This is a genomic window from Hahella sp. HNIBRBA332 (assembly GCF_030719035.1).
GTDB lineage: Bacteria > Pseudomonadota > Gammaproteobacteria > Pseudomonadales > Oleiphilaceae > Hahella.
On record NZ_CP132203.1, the window covers coordinates 2,855,319 to 2,871,575 of the forward strand.

The following is a 16,257-nucleotide window of genomic DNA, read 5'->3' on the forward strand; positions in this document are numbered from 1 at the left end:
TACATCAACGGCCGCCGCCAAAAGCGGAGCCGCGTGAACTTCAAAAATAGAACCCCGGGCGTGACGTTGCAACGTCACCCGGGATGCGTCATACACGCCGGATTCAATCATCCAGTCTTTCTATAAGAATAAACGAAAAATTGTCATGCGCTCCGCCGGCTTTGATACGAGCGCTCAGCCATTCGCCAACCTGCTCTGTATCGCCGGACATCATGTTGGCCTCAAATTCAGAGGCGGAGACGATGTCCGTCACCCCATCGGTGCAGATCAGCAATCTGTCGGTGACGCCGAACCGAATCGGGCGGTAATGGGCATAGGGAGCATTATTGACCGGCTCCACTCCCAGGGCGGCGATCAGTTTGTGACCGTCCAGCCCGGTTAATTCAGGTGGGTCATCATCGTCGTATCCGAACACATCGTCAATACTGACCTGACGTAAGTACCCGAATTGCCAGTGATAAATGCGCGAATCCCCAATGTTGAATGCATGCAGCGCGCCCTCTTGCTCATAGACGCCAGCGAGAGTGGCGCCCAGCCCATGAGTCTCCGGACGATTGTGCATCAGCTCCGCCAGACGGGACTGACAACGGTCCAGTACGCTTTGCAAATCCGGCGCAACGCTGAGATTACACGTAGCCAAAGTGGAGCACAGCGTATAACTGGCCAATGCGCCGCAGGCATGGCCGCCAAGACCGTCCGACACGGCCCAGCTTTCCGCCCCTGCGGTTTCAAAATACCGGGTGACGGGCTCCGGCATGGATTGATTGATAACCTGGCCGCAGATCAACACAGTGTCTTCATTGTGCTCTCGTTGCAGTCCGGTATTGGTTTGAAATGTTACCTTTAATTTCACTCTTTGCGATCCCTGACTTTACTATCGAACCCTTATGCGCCCTGTCGTATTATCGTTTGACTTCACCGACGCGCCGGCTATCATTTTGTAGCGGGCCGCTGCGCGCCCTATTTGTTACAAACTCTCGTTTTCACAACGAGTTGCGCGGCCACCCCGTTATTCTTCAGAAGCCCCTCCACATTGGCAAGCAACTTATTACTATGGAAGTATCAAACGCCCTCTCGGCAGTGCGCCAAGCCGTAAAAGAAGCCACCCAAGGGCTGGTTGAGCGCGAAACGATCGTTGACCTCATTCTTCTTTCCGCCGTGGCGCGGGAGCACCTGTTGATAATCGGTCCTCCCGGCACGGCGAAGAGCGCCGCCGTGCGCCGGATTTCCCAAGCGCTGGGAGGAAAGTACTTTGAATATCTGCTGGGGCGCTTCACTGAACCCAGTGAAATCTTCGGGCCTGTGGATATCCGCAAACTGTCCGAAGGCGTCGTGGAAACCGCCACTGACGGCATGCTGCCAGAAGCGGAAATTGCGTTCCTGGATGAGGTCTTCCTCGGATCGACGGCAATTCTAAACACCTTGCTTGGGGTTCTCAACGAAAGACGCTTCAAGCGTGGGCACACGCAAATCGATTGTCCGCTGCGTATCTGCGTGGCCGCCTCCAACCATTTACCGGAAGATGAAACACTCGCTGCTTTCGCCGACCGCTTCCTGGTGCATTGTTTTGTGGAGCCCGTGGCGGATGCGCAGCTGGAAGAGTTGCTACGCCAGGGCTGGTGGGCGGCGACCCATCCTCCGGTCAAGAGCTGTGAGATAAAGCTGCTGGATACCCTGGCGGAGCAGGCGCGACAAGCGGACATGTCGCTGGTCCAACCCTTGTTGGCGAAGTGCGTGCGCCTGTTGCGCAAGGAAGGTATTCAATTGTCTGACCGCCGAGTGGTGAAAGCGCAAGGCCTGATCAGCGCCGCCGCCACGCTGGCGGGTCGAAGCCAGCCCACTGAAGCGGACCTGTGGCCGTTGCTGTACGCCGTCCCTACCCGGGAGAATCAGGAAAGCGCCCGCGAGATTCTTAGCGACGCCTTGCGCCATTGTGAAAATGACGCCCTGTCCGCCGCCGCAGAGGCCGCCGCCAACAGCCCCGCCGCTCGCGCCGCCCGACTGGCGGAAAAAGCGGAGGCGTTGTTACAGGAAGAGGCTTCCCATGAACGCCGCAATCGCCTGGAAGCCCTGGGTCGGGAAATCGACGCAGGCTTTGCGCCGGACGCCCTGCCCGACCGACTCATCGCTCTACGCCAGCGCCTGCAGGAAGCGTTGACTCAGCATGAGGCGCCGCAAGGGGAATGATTGAGATCGAGTGGCGACGAAGCGAGCAGCCAATGCAGCCTGGCGGATTGCTCGCACGCAAGGAATACAGAGTCGACTGTCTGCGCGCGCTCCTGCAACTGGAGACGGAGCGCCAGGCGACGCTAATGGGCGTAGCCGCCGCGTCCTGCATCGTTATTCTCGGCAGTGAGACGGACCTCCCCTGGATTCCAGGCGTTATATATCTAGGGCGCGCGCCATCCAGCCCTCACCTGTGGTGGCCGACTTACTTACAGCCGATGACGCCGCCAGACCTGTTGCAGCAGGCCGTGCGCCGTCACGCAGGCTCTGGCGATTTCGCCATTGATCCGGAACACAAAACCTTGATTCCCCTGCGGGAAGCCTTACCTCTGGACCCGCACACCATTCAGGACGTACTGAAACGCCATGCGACTTAATAAAGGCGCCGAAAAATGGTCCGTTCTGCTGCAGTTGTTTCAGGACGACCTGGGAGACTATCTGAACACAACGCAGCAAAAGCTGGCCACGCTGTTTGGTCCGGCGCGACTGAGCGCGCTGTCGGGCGAGCGTGAACCGGACGGCTACGCAGGCGTGTCCCGAGAAGCGGATTATCAACGCCTGCTGCTTAGTGAGTGGACAGTCGCCAAACGTTACCCCCATGAGTTCATGCGCAGAGCGGCGATGGGCGAACATTTGTTTTTGGCGCAAGCGCAAAAAACATCCCGTAACGATCAAAGCACCATCCTGCTTTTTGACGGCGGCCCCATGCAATTGGGCGCGCCGCGACTTGCGCACCTGGCGTTGTTTATCCTTTTCCTGCGCCGGACGGCCCAGCAAAAGCGCATTCTGCGCTGGGGGATGCTGCAGGACGACAAAGTGCATTTGAGCGAACAGGCGGACGAAAGCGCTGTCAGGAAAATGCTGCATTCACGCTACCCACAGCCAGTAACGATGGAGCACATTTCCGCCTGGAAGCAGCGCTTGCAGGAACTGGAGTATTCAGAGTTGTGGCTGGTTGGCGGCCACACGCCAGCCTCCCTACCCCATTCACGGTCTATCCTGATTGAGGAAAATGTCACAATTGGCGCTGCGGCGACACTGCAAGTCAGCCTGCAATCTTCATCCGCTCTTGCGGGCAAACCGCACAGCGACTCACTAGCCCCCGCCAGAACGCTCACCCTCGCTCTGCCGGAACAAGATATCGGCCTGCGCCTTTTGCGTAACCCATTCAACCGTGACAGAGCCGCGCCCACAACGCCCCAACAAGGAGGCATCAGCGGGTTTGCGGGCTTCAGTCAAAACGGCCGCAAACTGGCATTCTTCCAAGGCGCCAATAAGATTGTCGCCATGTCCATTCCCGGCTCTTCCCGCGAAAATCCAGGAGGAGTGAAAACGCTGGCTTGGCCAAAGAGCCAGCAGTTACTGGCGTTGTCTCTCAGCAAAAAGCGTCTCAGCGCTATTCTCGTGTCGGGACAAAAATCCTATCTTCACCGTTTTCCAGGCAGCCAGGAGACCTTAGCGCGTCCCGGCCCCAGGAATATTTCTCCCCAGCCGCCAGAAGCGCAGCCAAACCCCTTGTTTTTCACGCCAACCGCCAAGGAGCAGCGCCAACTTTGGATGAAAGACGCCAGAGGACAGTTGCTGTATATGAACTGGGACGCCGACGACTCGGAGTTTGAACGTAAAGACGAAAGCGTTATCCATCTTGGCGCTTATGGCAAACGTTTGTTCCTGGCGGCTTGGCGAGCGCCGAATCTGGTGGTCTATGGTGCTATGAGTGGAGATAGCGCGCCCCGGAAGGAGAAGCAATTTCCCTCTGAGATGCAAACGGAACCCAGTGTTTTCTTTCATACAGGATCTCATGGACCTGTACAGGGCGTTCCCGCCATGGCCTATCAATATGCTGAGAATACCTGGAAGATCAGTTCCGCCTCAGTGAATGAAACCATTAAAGTCGCCGAGACGGATGGAACTGTGGTCGGCATGGTCTCATTCGCGCCGTCAGCGGAAGAGTCGGGCGGATATGTGCGTCAGGCCAGACCCAGCCTGATTGTGCTGGAGCCATGCGGAACCAAAGTCACCGCACGCCAGGACGCCCATGCTTTTTTAGTCATGAAGAATACGCGCAAAATGTCGCATATGATGATCAATCCGCACCTGCCCTATCTGCACTACATTGAAGACAGCGGAGACTATGTCGTCTACGCCATCCTGAAGCAGGAAGAACTCCTGCGCCTGCCCGTCGACGCCGCCTCAGAGGCTTCTTCCGCTCCAGGCGGTGAACGCTGATGAAAGCGAAAAAGCTGCTGCACCAAGGCGTTCTGGATTGCCAAGGCCTCTTGCTGGAACTGGGAAGCAATAACGCGAATCTCGACCAATTGAAGCGCCAGATTCTGAAAAACTGGATGCCAGGCTCCTTTCTTTATGAACTTGACGAATGTTGGGCGCTGGTTTGGCCACGGCCACGAGAACTGGACTGCCAACAGATAAGCGGTTACGCGCTGGTGCGTTATGGCGACACTCTGTCAACCACTCCCTTGCATGACGGCCAGTTTGCGCCAGACGGGTCTTTACAGTGGCTACTGCAGCAACATGCCGGCGACCTGGCCCGTCACGCATTACACAAGGAGAAGCTGCGTGATCCGTCCGAGTTTGTCGCCATCAACCGCTACCAGGTTCTGACGGTAGAGCCGCTGGGGGAAATCAGCCCGCCTGAAGCCGCCATCCAACATGTCGACAGCAATGTCCGCCAGGTATTCAAAGAAGCCGGCTTAGAAGCGTCGCAAGCTCAGCAAGAGACGATTAACGCACTAAAGCAGACTCAATCAGGCGCAAGCGCTGGCCCGACGCTTTCCGGTCTGATTCGCGCTGCGCTATCCGGACTATTCAGACCGTCGGAAGAGAACGGGTCCGGGGCGGCGTCAGGCCCGGCGCGCAAGCCCAGTACGCCATGGTCGCGAATGCGCGATGCGGTGTCCATGTATCTCATGACCACCCGCATGGGCGCTCTCCTTGGCAGGAAGCAGGCCCAGCATCTGCAGAAGATGATGGAGCTGTTTGAGCAAGGGTTACTGGAAGAGGCGCTGAAAAATGCGATTCCACTGGAGGACGTGAGGGATGCGTTTGAACGTAGCCCCGGACGCCCCGCTTTTGGCTCACCCGACGCCCGTCAGAGCCTTTCGCTGAGCACCCACAGGCAAAGCAGCGGCGGCTCCATTTACGTACAAGATGAGTCCATGAGCCTGCTGGAGCGGACCTACGAGCAGGCGTTCAAACGGTTGGACGCCGCCGGCAAAGTCGAAGAAGCCGCTTTCGTACTGGCGGATCTATTGCGCAAATACGAGAGAGCGGTGGACTATCTGGAAAAGCATGGCAGATTCAAACTGGCGGCTGAACTGGCGGAAGGACAACAACTTTTCCCCGCCCGAGTCGTGCGGCAATGGCTCCTGGCCGGGGATACAGCCCGCGCCATCGCCATCGTCAGACAGACTGAATGCTACAAAGCCGTCCTCGACCTGCTACATCGACACGCGCCGGAAGAAGCCGCCAGAATGCGCTGGGAATTCGCCAGCCAACAAGCCGCGGAAGGCGCCTTCCATGCGGCGGTGACGCTTGCCTGGCCTCTGGAGGACAAGCGCGACGAGGTGATTGAATGGATCAACCAGGCTGTTTCCGAAGGTGGCGATAACGCCGCGAAACTATTGATCTATTACCTGAAAACAGGGCATCAAACGAACGCTCAAGCTTATCTGATGGAAGCACAGCGAATACTGTCTGACGATCGAGCCGACTACGCCAGTATCCGCCACGCCCTCATTCAGGAGTTGAGCGCAAGCAGCGGCGCGGACGCTAAACAGGAAGGAGTGCGACTGGCGGCGAAAACAGCGGTTCGCGCCCTGCTCAAGGAGTTGAACGCAGGGCATGCGACATACGATAAGCGTTCGCTGCAGCGGCTTCTCGGCGTGGCGGCCGACCCATTACTGAGTCACGAGGTGACGGCGCTCGCTCTGGGAGCGGCTAACCACGGAGCCGGAGAAGCGTTGCATGTTCGCGCGTCGCCCCTGGAATACAGCCTTGCAAAAGGCGCCGGCGCAGCCATCCTGGACATATGCCCACTGCATAATGGCGGCCTTCTTGTCGCACGCGGCGACGCAGGCTTGTTTATGTATGACGCACGGGGTCATTGCGTTCATAGCTGGTCCGTCGGCGCCCGCGCGCTGGTGGGCTCAGATCACGGCAATCGCGCCCTGGTGCTGGACCGCAACGAGAGCTTTATCAAAGCGCAATATTTTGATCTCGCCGGCCGCAGCGTACGCCGCTGGCTGGAACTTAAAGCCGACCGCATCGCCACCAGTTTTGATGGCGGACAATGGATCGCCGCAGAAGGGACCAGTCTGTGGTCACTGGATGTGTTAAGTTCCCAGAGAAGCGCGATATGGAGCATCTCCGACTTGCCAGGCCAGGTCGTTGCGCTCAATCGGACGCCCCAGGCGCTGACATTACTGGTGCAAAGCTCCGAGGACGCCTTAGAGTTATGGCGCTATCGATTACCGCACTTCTTCCTGCGCGCACGCGATCCGATCAGCAAAACGATCATTCGTCAATGCCGCCCCCTGGCGATGGGACCGGATGGCGTCATCGCCGGCCTGTTCACTGATCAGGGCGATAACGGAGCGGAGTATTTATCTCTCCTTGAGGGCGATCATCGTGGAGAACCATTAGCGCTGCCGCCAACGGATAAAGTAGCGCAAGTCTTGTTGCAGGATGACTGGCTGGCGGTGGAAACCCGGAGCCCCGGCGGCGGCCGCAAGTTTCGCCTGTATGCAAGACAGGGCCGACGTATCCGTCAGCTCTGCCTGTCCATCAATGTAGAAGGCTTTGCGCCGGTGAACATGAAGTTCTTCTCCAAGCAACTGGCTTTGTATAGCGATGACGGCAAAGTAATGATGATAGAGCTTGCAGAGGGTCGTCTGGTCTCGGATTGGAGCCTTTAAGGTCCAGATACCCGGATTAACCGCTGCAAAATATATTTGCGTCCGCCATCGCTTCCCCTCTTGCAGTATTGGGTCCGCTCATCTACACCTAAAGAACTCCCCTTTGTGGCCAGGACGTCCGCAATGAGCTTAAGGTTAAGGACCCTGCTTTCTCTCAGCTTCGCCGGAGTGGTCATCGCGACGACAGCCGTAGTGAGCGCTATTGTCGACTATGAAGCTTCCCACCGCCTCCAAAAAGAGCTGGATCGTCAGTTTATCGGCGCCGCCTCACAATTGGCCGAAGACCTTGACCGGGGCATTTACGCAAGACTGCGGGATATCATCAATGTCTCCAGCCTTCCCACCATCCGCCATTTGCGGGAAGGCCAGGAGGATGAGCGCCGCAATATTCTGGAAGCGCTGAAGAAAACCCAGGAATATTACGCCTGGATCGGCTTTACCGACGCGAACGGCGTTGTACTGCAAGCCACCAACAGCCTGATGGAAGGGCTGAACGTCGCGGATCAGACCTGGTGGCTTGGCGGAAAAGCCGGCCCTTATGTGGGCGACATTCGTGGCCTGCACCAGGACGCCACCAGTAATCCCGGCTTCACGACAAAGCTTTCCAATTTCATTGAGATGGCCGCCCCAATCCGCAACTCGCAAGGGCTGGTCATCGGTGTGTTGGGCGCTTATGTGAGTTGGGATTGGGCATCGGAACTGACGGCGAATGTCCTGCGTCACCAAAGTCAAAAGTTCGAGTTATTAGTCGTTTCCCAGCAAGACCGCGTCATTCTTGGGCCTGAGGCCTTGCTCGCCATGAACATCCATTTGCCGGATTCGCTCAAGGCCAACGCGATAGGGTTAACTCAATGGCCAGACGGCGAGCGCTATCTCACTGGATTCGCCGACACCAAGGGCTTTCGCAGCTTCAAAGGCCTGGGATGGACCGTGGTGGCGCGCCAGCAGGCGGAAACCGCTCTGGCGCCAATCCGTCAGCTACGCACGGTCATTTGGCGCTGGGGGGCGATCATCGCCGCGGCATTCGCCTTGGTCGGCTGGGTCATCGCTGAACAAATATCCCGCCCTTTGAAGTCGCTCGCGGCTTCCGCCCGCCAGATAAAAGACGGCGCCCGTCTGATCGCCTTTCGCATGCAACAATCCGCGCCACAGGAAATCCATCTTCTGAGCGATGCGCTGAGCGAGATGATGCAGCAGTTGAAGTCCAGAGAAACGGCATTGCAACGCCAATATGCGGAATTGGACATGCTCTATGAAGGCGCGCCCATCGGGATCGTCATTGTCGACCAGAGCATGCATTGTCTGCGCATGAATGTGAAACTCGCTGAGTGGAGCGGGCTACAAAACACGCTTGTGCATGGACGCACGGTCACTGATCTTGCGTCTGAACTTCTAGGACAATTTGAAACGCAGCTTTCACAAACGCTACTATCAGGAACGCCTTCCTACAACGCCGAAGCCGTTATTGAAGGCAAGGCGAGCGAGGTAGAGAGGCACTTTCTCGCCGCCTGCCTGCCCCTCTTCGAAAATGAACAAAGTGGCCCCGTCGGTGCGGCGCTGCTTATCTCAGAGATGACCGCGCAGCGCCAGGCGGAATACTTCGCCACTCATGACTCGCTGACCGGGCTGGCCAATCGACGCTTTCTGACCGCCTACTTATTTCAGGAACTCGCCATGGCCCGCCGCCGCAAACGCAAGCTGGCGCTGCTCTATCTGGATCTGGACCGTTTCAAAGCCGTCAACGATACCTATGGCCATGACGCCGGAGATGCCCTGTTAAAAGAAGTCGCATTTCGCCTGAAAAGCATCTGTCGTGAATCTGACCTGATTTCACGCCTGGGCGGAGACGAATTCGTCATCGTCGCCCTTGACCACAAAAACCTCAACAACTCCGCCCGCCTCGCCAAAAGCGTCATCGTTAGCCTGTCGCGCCCGTATATCCTGAGCGGCGTCCACATCCATACCTCCCCCAGCATCGGCATCGCCGTCTATCCAGACAACGCTGACGACGAAACCACCCTACTCCGCTACGCCGACGACGCCATGTACGAAGCCAAAAAGTCCGGCCCCGGCCAATACCGCTACTACTCGCTTATCAAACCGGGATTACTGGAGGCGAAGGGTGGATCGGATTCTGTGGCTTGAGGTGGGAGAGCAAAACATCAAAGGCATGGGTTCAACAGTGGGGATTTAACGAAAAAAGCCGGCTATTGCTAGCCGGCTTTATGTCCTGCATTAGCGATCAGCTATCGCCACTTTGCGTTAATGCCGGCTTTGATGGTCTCCCAGTCGGTATCCGACACGGTAAGCTGACCGGAGTTGGGAGCGGAGTAGCCTGACATCAGGTCCGCCAATGCGGTGATGTCCTCTTCGTTAAGGGTCGCCTGATCAAGTTTGATCTCACGAACAGGTCTAACCGCCGCGTCGTACCATCCCTCTACGACTATCCTGTCCCGTTTGCCATACCCCAAAATTTCCACCACCAATGTGGAGCCCGACCGACGGAGCCATACCTGTTCCGCCGTCACGCCGCCAACGATAACGATGCGGTTCCGCCCCTCATCGTTTACATCATTGATAGTGTCTGATCCATCATTGGGACCAAATACATAAACGTCTTCATCAGGGCCGCCTTCCAGGTAATCGTCGTCTTCACCGCCTTGAAGGATGTCCTCGCCCTCGTCTCCATAAAGTCTGTCATTACCCCTTCCGCCGATCAGAGTGTCGGCTCCCGCGCCACCATGGAGCTGGTCCTCTCTCAGCCCGCCATCAATGTAGTCGCCCGCTCTGGAACCTATCACGACATCCGCTCCGTTCCGGGTTTCAATGCGTGACACGCCAATCAACTCCACGGCACTAAAATCGAGAGCATCGTTCCCGTTGTATCCGTCGGCGCCAATCAGGAGATTAACCCCTTTACCCAAATCGATTTTTTCCACATCCAGCACAGACTTGGAGTCACCATCTTTGGGGGCGGGAATACGAATCATGTCATCGCCGTCAGTTCCGAGAATGACATCAACGCCCTCTCCGCCAATAAAGACATCAACGCCTTCATCTCCGCCATTCAGCACAAAGGTGTCATTTCCAGGGCCGCCGTACATCACATCATTGCCAACGCCGCCATTCAGATAGTCGTCACCTTCATCGCCATATAGCTCATCATTGGCTGAGCCGCCATTCAGATGATCATTTCCACCACGCCCATGCAACGTATCATTGCCTGAATCGCCGTTGATAACATCTGCGCCCGACGAGCCTATAACAATGTCATCACCGCTATATAGATCTATTGACGTAATGCCAACCAACTCTATTTGACTCAGATCCAGGTAATCAGTCGTGCCATAGCCCTTGGTTCCTGTAATCAGGTTACGACCGCCACCGCCGTCGATACGCTCAATTGAGACCAGTTGACTCTCAGGGTCACCTGATTTGACCAGTGCAAACTTAAACTCATCGTCTCCAGCGCCGCCTTCCAGAACGTCAAAGCCTTCGCCGCCATCAAATCGGTCTCCCGCCTGACTGGCGCCGCGAACAATAAATCGATCATTGCCGCCACCGCCATATAGACGATCATCTCCGGCTTCGCCGATTAAGACATCCACGCCAGCGGTTCCGTATACCACGTCATCACCAGAACCCGCATTGATTTCAGTGATACCCAGCAGGGTCGCGCCCCGGAAATCGAGCAGGTCGTTCTGATATGTGCCGATGATTTTGTCCTGCCCACCACGGCCGTCGACCACCTCAATGTTAGCGACGGAACTCAGTCGGATCAGGTCATTTTCCGGTGTACCCAGAATCTGGTCATTGCCTTCTCCACCGTCAATCGCATCTGCATCCGCATCACCGGCAGTGATCATAAAGCTATCGTCGCCCTTGCCGCCTTTCAATATGTCAGCGCCCGGCCCGCCTACAATCAGGTCAGCGCCTGCGCTGCCTTCAATCAGGTCGTCGCCGCCCAAACCATCGATTCTGGCGATATTCTTCAACAGCGTATGCGTCAGCACGATACGATCCGCGCCTTGCGTTCCTTCTATCAGGTTATAGCCGGCGCCGCCGTCGATTTCCTCCACGGAGGCTTCATCGCCATACTCAGGCGCAAAGACGCCATAAGTGGACAGCCTCACCACATCGTCGCCGGAACCGCCAAGAATACGGTCGTATCCCTCACCGCCGATGAACAGGTCAGCGTAAATGTCTCGACCTTCGATCAAGAAGCGGTCGTCGCCTTTGCCGCCCAACATGATATCCGCGCCAACGCCGCCAATAATCGTATCTGCGCCATCGCCGCCTGCAATCAAGTCATTGCCGCCGCGCCCCTGCAATTCGTCATCGCCATCGGTGCCTTGCAGGTCGTTGTCGCCATCGTCACCATCTGTCTGCGTGTAGGGCTTTCCTGGCGTCAGCGACCATTGCAGGGCGCTGTAATCAACCAGACCATTGGCGCTGGCGGGAGCATCCACCAACACGCCCTGGTTACTTTGCGCCTTCAGTCCCTGGTAAATCACCGGGAACGTGACTGACGCCGCATCCAGGATACTCAGGTCAGCGCCCGCTTTGACTGACGCGGTCGCCGTGACGTCTTGCACCGCTGCGCCGTAATTAATTACGACCGGCCAGACCCGCGCCTGTATTCTGCCTCCATTGACGACCTGATCAGTCACCTCAACAGAGCAGACCACCAGCTTCTGTCCAGGTTGTTCATCGTCCAGGTTGTAGAGGGTCACGTCGTCCACGTCATAACCGCTGTACACTGGGTCGTCACTGACCGCTGGAGCCAAGATCAATTTGTAGGCGATCTCACCGTCCGGTTCACAGTCGTCCACGCCTCTGACACTGACGGTCTGCGGCAAGTTCCAGCTGGACTCGGTGAATTGCAGATAGTTCTCTGTTAATAACAGGCCTTCGCTGGCGTCGGACAGGCTGAGATTGATCAGCACGCTTTTACCCGCTTCCGGCTTCCGCCCCAGAGAAATCTGGATATCGACGGTTTTCGCGCTGCCTTCTTCCGTTTCCAGCGAAGGCGGCAGTGAGACGATAACCGGCGCAGAGTTGGACTGCTTGGTCACCGTACAACAGGCGGCTACGGAGATCTGATTCGCCTCGTCTTTAATCAACGCGCTGAGCGTATAAACCCCGTCCGCCAAGCCATCCAGACTCCAGGTGTATTTATCACCGTCCCCATCCAGATCTTCCTCTATGTTGTCGGCAATGACGACGCCATTCGCAAGCAAAGTAATCTTCGCCGCGCTGTCCGGGTCCGCGTCGGTCCATTGAATCGCGACCGCGCCGCCGGACAGAACCTGGTTTTCCTTCGGCAAAACGAAAGCGAAAGTCGGCTCGTCATTGACGCCATCCACATTCACAAAGAAGCTTTGCGCTGCGCTCCATGGACCCGCCATGTCTTTAGCGTCAATCGCCTGCGCCCGCCACCAGTATGTTGCGTTATCAGACAGATCAACATCCGGCGTCCAGATAGCTGCGGCGCTCTGACGCTCCATGATTCTGTTCTTCAGTTCAGCATCGGCGTACAGCTCGAAACGATAGGTCACCGCATCGCCGTCCGGATCATTAACCGGATGCACAGACAGGGCTGGTCTGGCGACTTCAACCCAGACGCCATCCGCCGGATTGTTCAAAGTTGGCGCGGGTGGCGCGAGATTCTCCGCGTCAACGGTGAAAGAAGCGCTGATCCAGGGGCTGAATGACAGCCCGTCATAGGCTTTCACACGCCAGTAATAGACCTTGTCCTCCACCAGACCTTCTACCCGCCAGGACGTGGTTTGCTGCGTTTCCGTTACCGCGCCGGAGGCTTTCTTCTCCGCGCTGTCGAATGTCTCAACCGTATCCAGTTCAAAGAAGTAGCTCAGGTCGTTACGCTCAGGATCAACCGCGTTGTGCACTTGCAAGTCCAGGACGACATCCGCCGTCACCGCGCCGTTCTCTGGCGCTGCGATACGCGGGGCCGCCGGCGCTTCATTCAAGGTGCTGACGATAAAGCTGGCGGCTTCGCTGGTGGCGACAGCGCCATGCTCGTCAGTGACCTTGGCGATCCACAGATAGACGCCATTCTCTTCCAGCAATTCAGAGACCTGCCAGGAAGTCTTGCCGCCGATGCCGGGATTCAGCCCTGTCACCTGCGCCACCGGACTGGAGAAGCTGGCGTCAGACTCCGCATACACATAAAAGCTGTAGCTCAACGCATCCCGGTCCACGTCAACGCTGTTGTTAACGACCAATGTAGGCCTTACGGAGGCGACCACAGACTCACTGCCGGGAAAAGCAATGGCGAATTCGCCCGGCGCATCATTCGCGGAGTTCAGGAAGAAGCGTCCATTCACCCAGTCGCTGTTGGCTTCAGCGCCTTCCAGGCGGGCGCGCCAGTAGTATTCCGCGTTGTCGCTGAGCGTGACGCCCGGCTCAAGTTTGTCATCGGCGATAACCGCCTCAGTGGTTGCGCCGCCCTCAGCTACGCCAGCCATCGTCGCTACTTTTTGCTTCAGGGCCTTATCGCGGTATACCTCGAATCGATAGCTATAGGCACCATCCTGATGCGCGCCGTTTTTGACTTTTAATACGGGAGCGGCGGTAGCCACTTCCGCGTCATAGGCGGGGGTGTCCAGCTCTGGAGGCTGCGGTCCCGTAGGAGGATTCTTGGGATCGCCGCCATTCAGAAACTCCGCCAGATCCAATATGCCGTCGTGGTCATAATCATCGGTTCCATCACGGGAAAGGTCACCAAAATGCTCTATCTCCCAGGCGTCGTCCATGCCGTCGCCATCGCGATCATTTTCAGGGTTCACCACAATTTTCACGGACTTGGTCGCTTTCAAGGCGCCATCAGTGGCTTCAAAATTAACTACGTAGGTACCAGCTTGCCCACGCTGTGGGAACCAGTTGAATGTCCCCGTACCGTCGCCTTTGGCATTAAAGGTGGCGCCGCTGGGAGGATTCAGAACGGTTAACGTCGGTGTGGTTTTATTGGGGTCGCTGGATTGCACCAGAAAGCCGACCTGACCGGTTTCATAGGTCGTGCGATCGCTGATATGTTGAATAACCGGTGGCAGATTTACCTGCGCGGCGCCGCCAAATTCCAGCGTATATTTGGTGTCGCTGGACGAGGACAGGCTATCAAACAGGTTCAAGTAATAGTCGTAGTTGATCTTGTCTTCTTGCAGGGTTTTGGACAGCCAGAAGTTATTCGCTGGCAGCGCTTTGCCATCGCCGCGCACTACTCGCGTCAAGGCCTTGTCGCCCAGGTAGGGATCACTGATCTTGATGTACGCCAGCCCTTCCATCGCGCCAACGGTCAACACGCGTCTGACGGAACCGCCACCGCTCTGCTCGCCGCCAAGAGCGCCACTCAAAGTCTTGACGTCTGTGCAGTCGTTACACACCGGATTCTCGACGCCCAATGACTCAGATTCATACACTTTGTAGCCAGCGCCTTCATGCGCAAGAAAATCCGTAATATTGTCGCGCCCAGGCAAATCAACTTTAACGTCGTGCACCAATAGATGTGTGACCGGGGCCTGCAATAAAGACGTCAGGGCGCCGCCCAGTTCGTCGGCATGGGTCATCTTGGCGGTCAGTTCCGTGAAAGTGCCCGTCAGGGAAGACTCCATGATCCAGCGCCCGACACGATTGCTCTTGGCGGGAATATCGCCAAAGTCGATCAGCAGGGTTTTATCCGCTGGCTCGTCATCCAGATAGCTGCCAGTGATTTTGAAGTCCACCAGCAACTGATGCTGGTTGTCGATAATTTTGGGCTGCGCCGATTCGATTTTGACTTTATGCGCCGCGCCGCCGCCTCGGTTGGAGATGCGTACGCCCAAGGTGTATGGCTCCGCCGGTTCAATTGGCGTCGTGAATGGGTTGTCGCCATTCACTTCCCGTGTCAGGAAGTAGTCGAGCAGTATGTCGGGCTGTGGTTTGACAACAATCGTATCCGGCGCCACCTGCAGGGTCTCGGATTTACCGCCGTATGTCAGATTGAGGGTTGCGCCGACATAATAGAGCTTGCCCTGCCCGTCAGCGCCGCCGGAGCTTTTGGTGGGGATGATCAGCCAGCGCAGCTCGCCGACTTGAGCGGGGTCGATCTTACCATCGGTAATGGCGCCGTTCGCCCCTGTCAAGACGGAGTTGATCCCCTGATGCTGATCCAGCTTGATGAAAAACTTCGCCGAGCTGTGATTCGGATCAGAGGAAGCGATGACCGAATTACCCGCATCATCGCTGAACTGAATCGCAATCTTGATATTCTCCAAAGCGAACGCATCCAAGCTATTGGTCACCCGCATCGTCGCCTCAAAGGCCTGCCGCTCCACCGTCAATTCCTGGGAGAGCTCCATCTTCACCACCGCACACAGCGATTCCTCCGCTCGCGCAACGCCACCCAGCAGCCCCGCCACGAACAAAACCAACCCCGCCGTCACGATCCACGACTTACTTCGAATCGCTGTCATCTTCCACCCTGTAATACTAGCGCTATTTCTCAACTATGAGTTTCTCAATATCTAAATTAAACTCACAAAACCATCAAAAGAGAAGGTACTTACAAGCCGCTAATTGTTTATCAATACGCCTTTTTCACCAAGCTTCTTAATAGTTACCGGAATCAACTTTTCTTCCCCCAACCATTGCTGCCCAGAAGACAGCTCCGCCCAACAGCAAAGGTTACAAAAATAAACAAGCTCATCATCCAGCTCATTAATTAGAATACATAAAACATCATCACCGCATCTGGGACACATACGCTCAGACTGAAAAGTTACGATACTCCATAATACATCACGAACAATAACTGCAATGCCACTCATAGATGAAGGCTGCATACTTTTCCATCTAACCGACTCTTTGCTCTCCCTGCAATCACAACATTCAACAACATACTCACCAATATCAATATTCAAATAAAATTCAAAACCATATAAATCCCACAAATATCTATCAAAAAGAAACTTGCTTTTTTTCAACCAATTGCATATGTGAACATAAAACTCACTCGCACTTAATCTCTCTACCTCTATAGAAAAAATATGCTCGCAAAAAGACTCCCAGGCTCTTATATGACGTGACATCTTACCTCCTA

General features: G+C 56.2%; 8 protein-coding genes. 5 read left to right on the forward strand and 3 right to left on the reverse strand.

What is annotated here, in order from left to right; all coding sequences use genetic code 11:
- Nucleotides 1–103: 103 nt before the first annotated feature.
- A complete protein-coding gene (locus tag O5O45_RS12775) occupies nt 104–853 on the reverse strand; it encodes a PP2C family protein-serine/threonine phosphatase (RefSeq protein WP_305905607.1) in 750 nt (249 codons plus the stop codon).
- Between the two features lie 200 nt (nt 854–1,053).
- Here O5O45_RS12775 and O5O45_RS12780 point away from each other — a divergent pair, with 200 nt between their 5' ends.
- From O5O45_RS12780 to O5O45_RS12800, 5 genes are all read left to right on the forward strand, one after another.
- Nucleotides 1,054–2,187: an AAA family ATPase gene (locus tag O5O45_RS12780; protein WP_305905608.1), complete on the forward strand. Its 1,134-nt coding sequence runs from the start codon at nt 1,054–1,056 to the stop codon at nt 2,185–2,187.
- The gene (locus O5O45_RS12785) at nt 2,184–2,603 is read left to right on the forward strand and encodes a bpX5 domain-containing protein (protein WP_305905609.1); all 420 of its coding nucleotides are present in this window, start codon (nt 2,184–2,186) and stop codon (nt 2,601–2,603) included. Before O5O45_RS12780 ends, O5O45_RS12785 begins: the two co-directional genes overlap by 4 nt.
- Nucleotides 2,593–4,455, forward strand: a complete 1,863-nt coding sequence (locus tag O5O45_RS12790; protein WP_305905610.1) for a hypothetical protein — start codon at nt 2,593–2,595, stop codon at nt 4,453–4,455. Before O5O45_RS12785 ends, O5O45_RS12790 begins: the two co-directional genes overlap by 11 nt.
- Entirely contained in the window at nt 4,455–7,160 is a 2,706-nt protein-coding gene (locus O5O45_RS12795) for a bpX6 domain-containing protein (protein WP_305905611.1), read from the forward strand. The genes O5O45_RS12790 and O5O45_RS12795 overlap by 1 nt, the downstream gene beginning before the upstream one ends.
- A gap of 123 nt (nt 7,161–7,283) precedes the next feature.
- Nucleotides 7,284–9,305 (forward strand): diguanylate cyclase domain-containing protein, encoded by a 2,022-nt coding sequence (locus O5O45_RS12800; RefSeq protein ID WP_305905612.1) that lies wholly within the window; start codon nt 7,284–7,286, stop codon nt 9,303–9,305.
- A 101-nt stretch (nt 9,306–9,406) separates the two neighbouring features.
- Here O5O45_RS12800 and O5O45_RS12805 read toward each other — a convergent pair whose 3' ends face one another.
- On the reverse strand, nt 9,407–15,631 hold the full coding sequence (locus O5O45_RS12805) for a putative Ig domain-containing protein (protein ID WP_305905613.1): 6,225 nt from the start codon (nt 15,629–15,631) through the stop codon (nt 9,407–9,409).
- A gap of 99 nt (nt 15,632–15,730) precedes the next feature.
- Nucleotides 15,731–16,246 (reverse strand): hypothetical protein, encoded by a 516-nt coding sequence (locus O5O45_RS12810; protein ID WP_305905614.1) that lies wholly within the window; start codon nt 16,244–16,246, stop codon nt 15,731–15,733.
- Between the last annotated feature and the right edge of the window lie 11 nt (nt 16,247–16,257).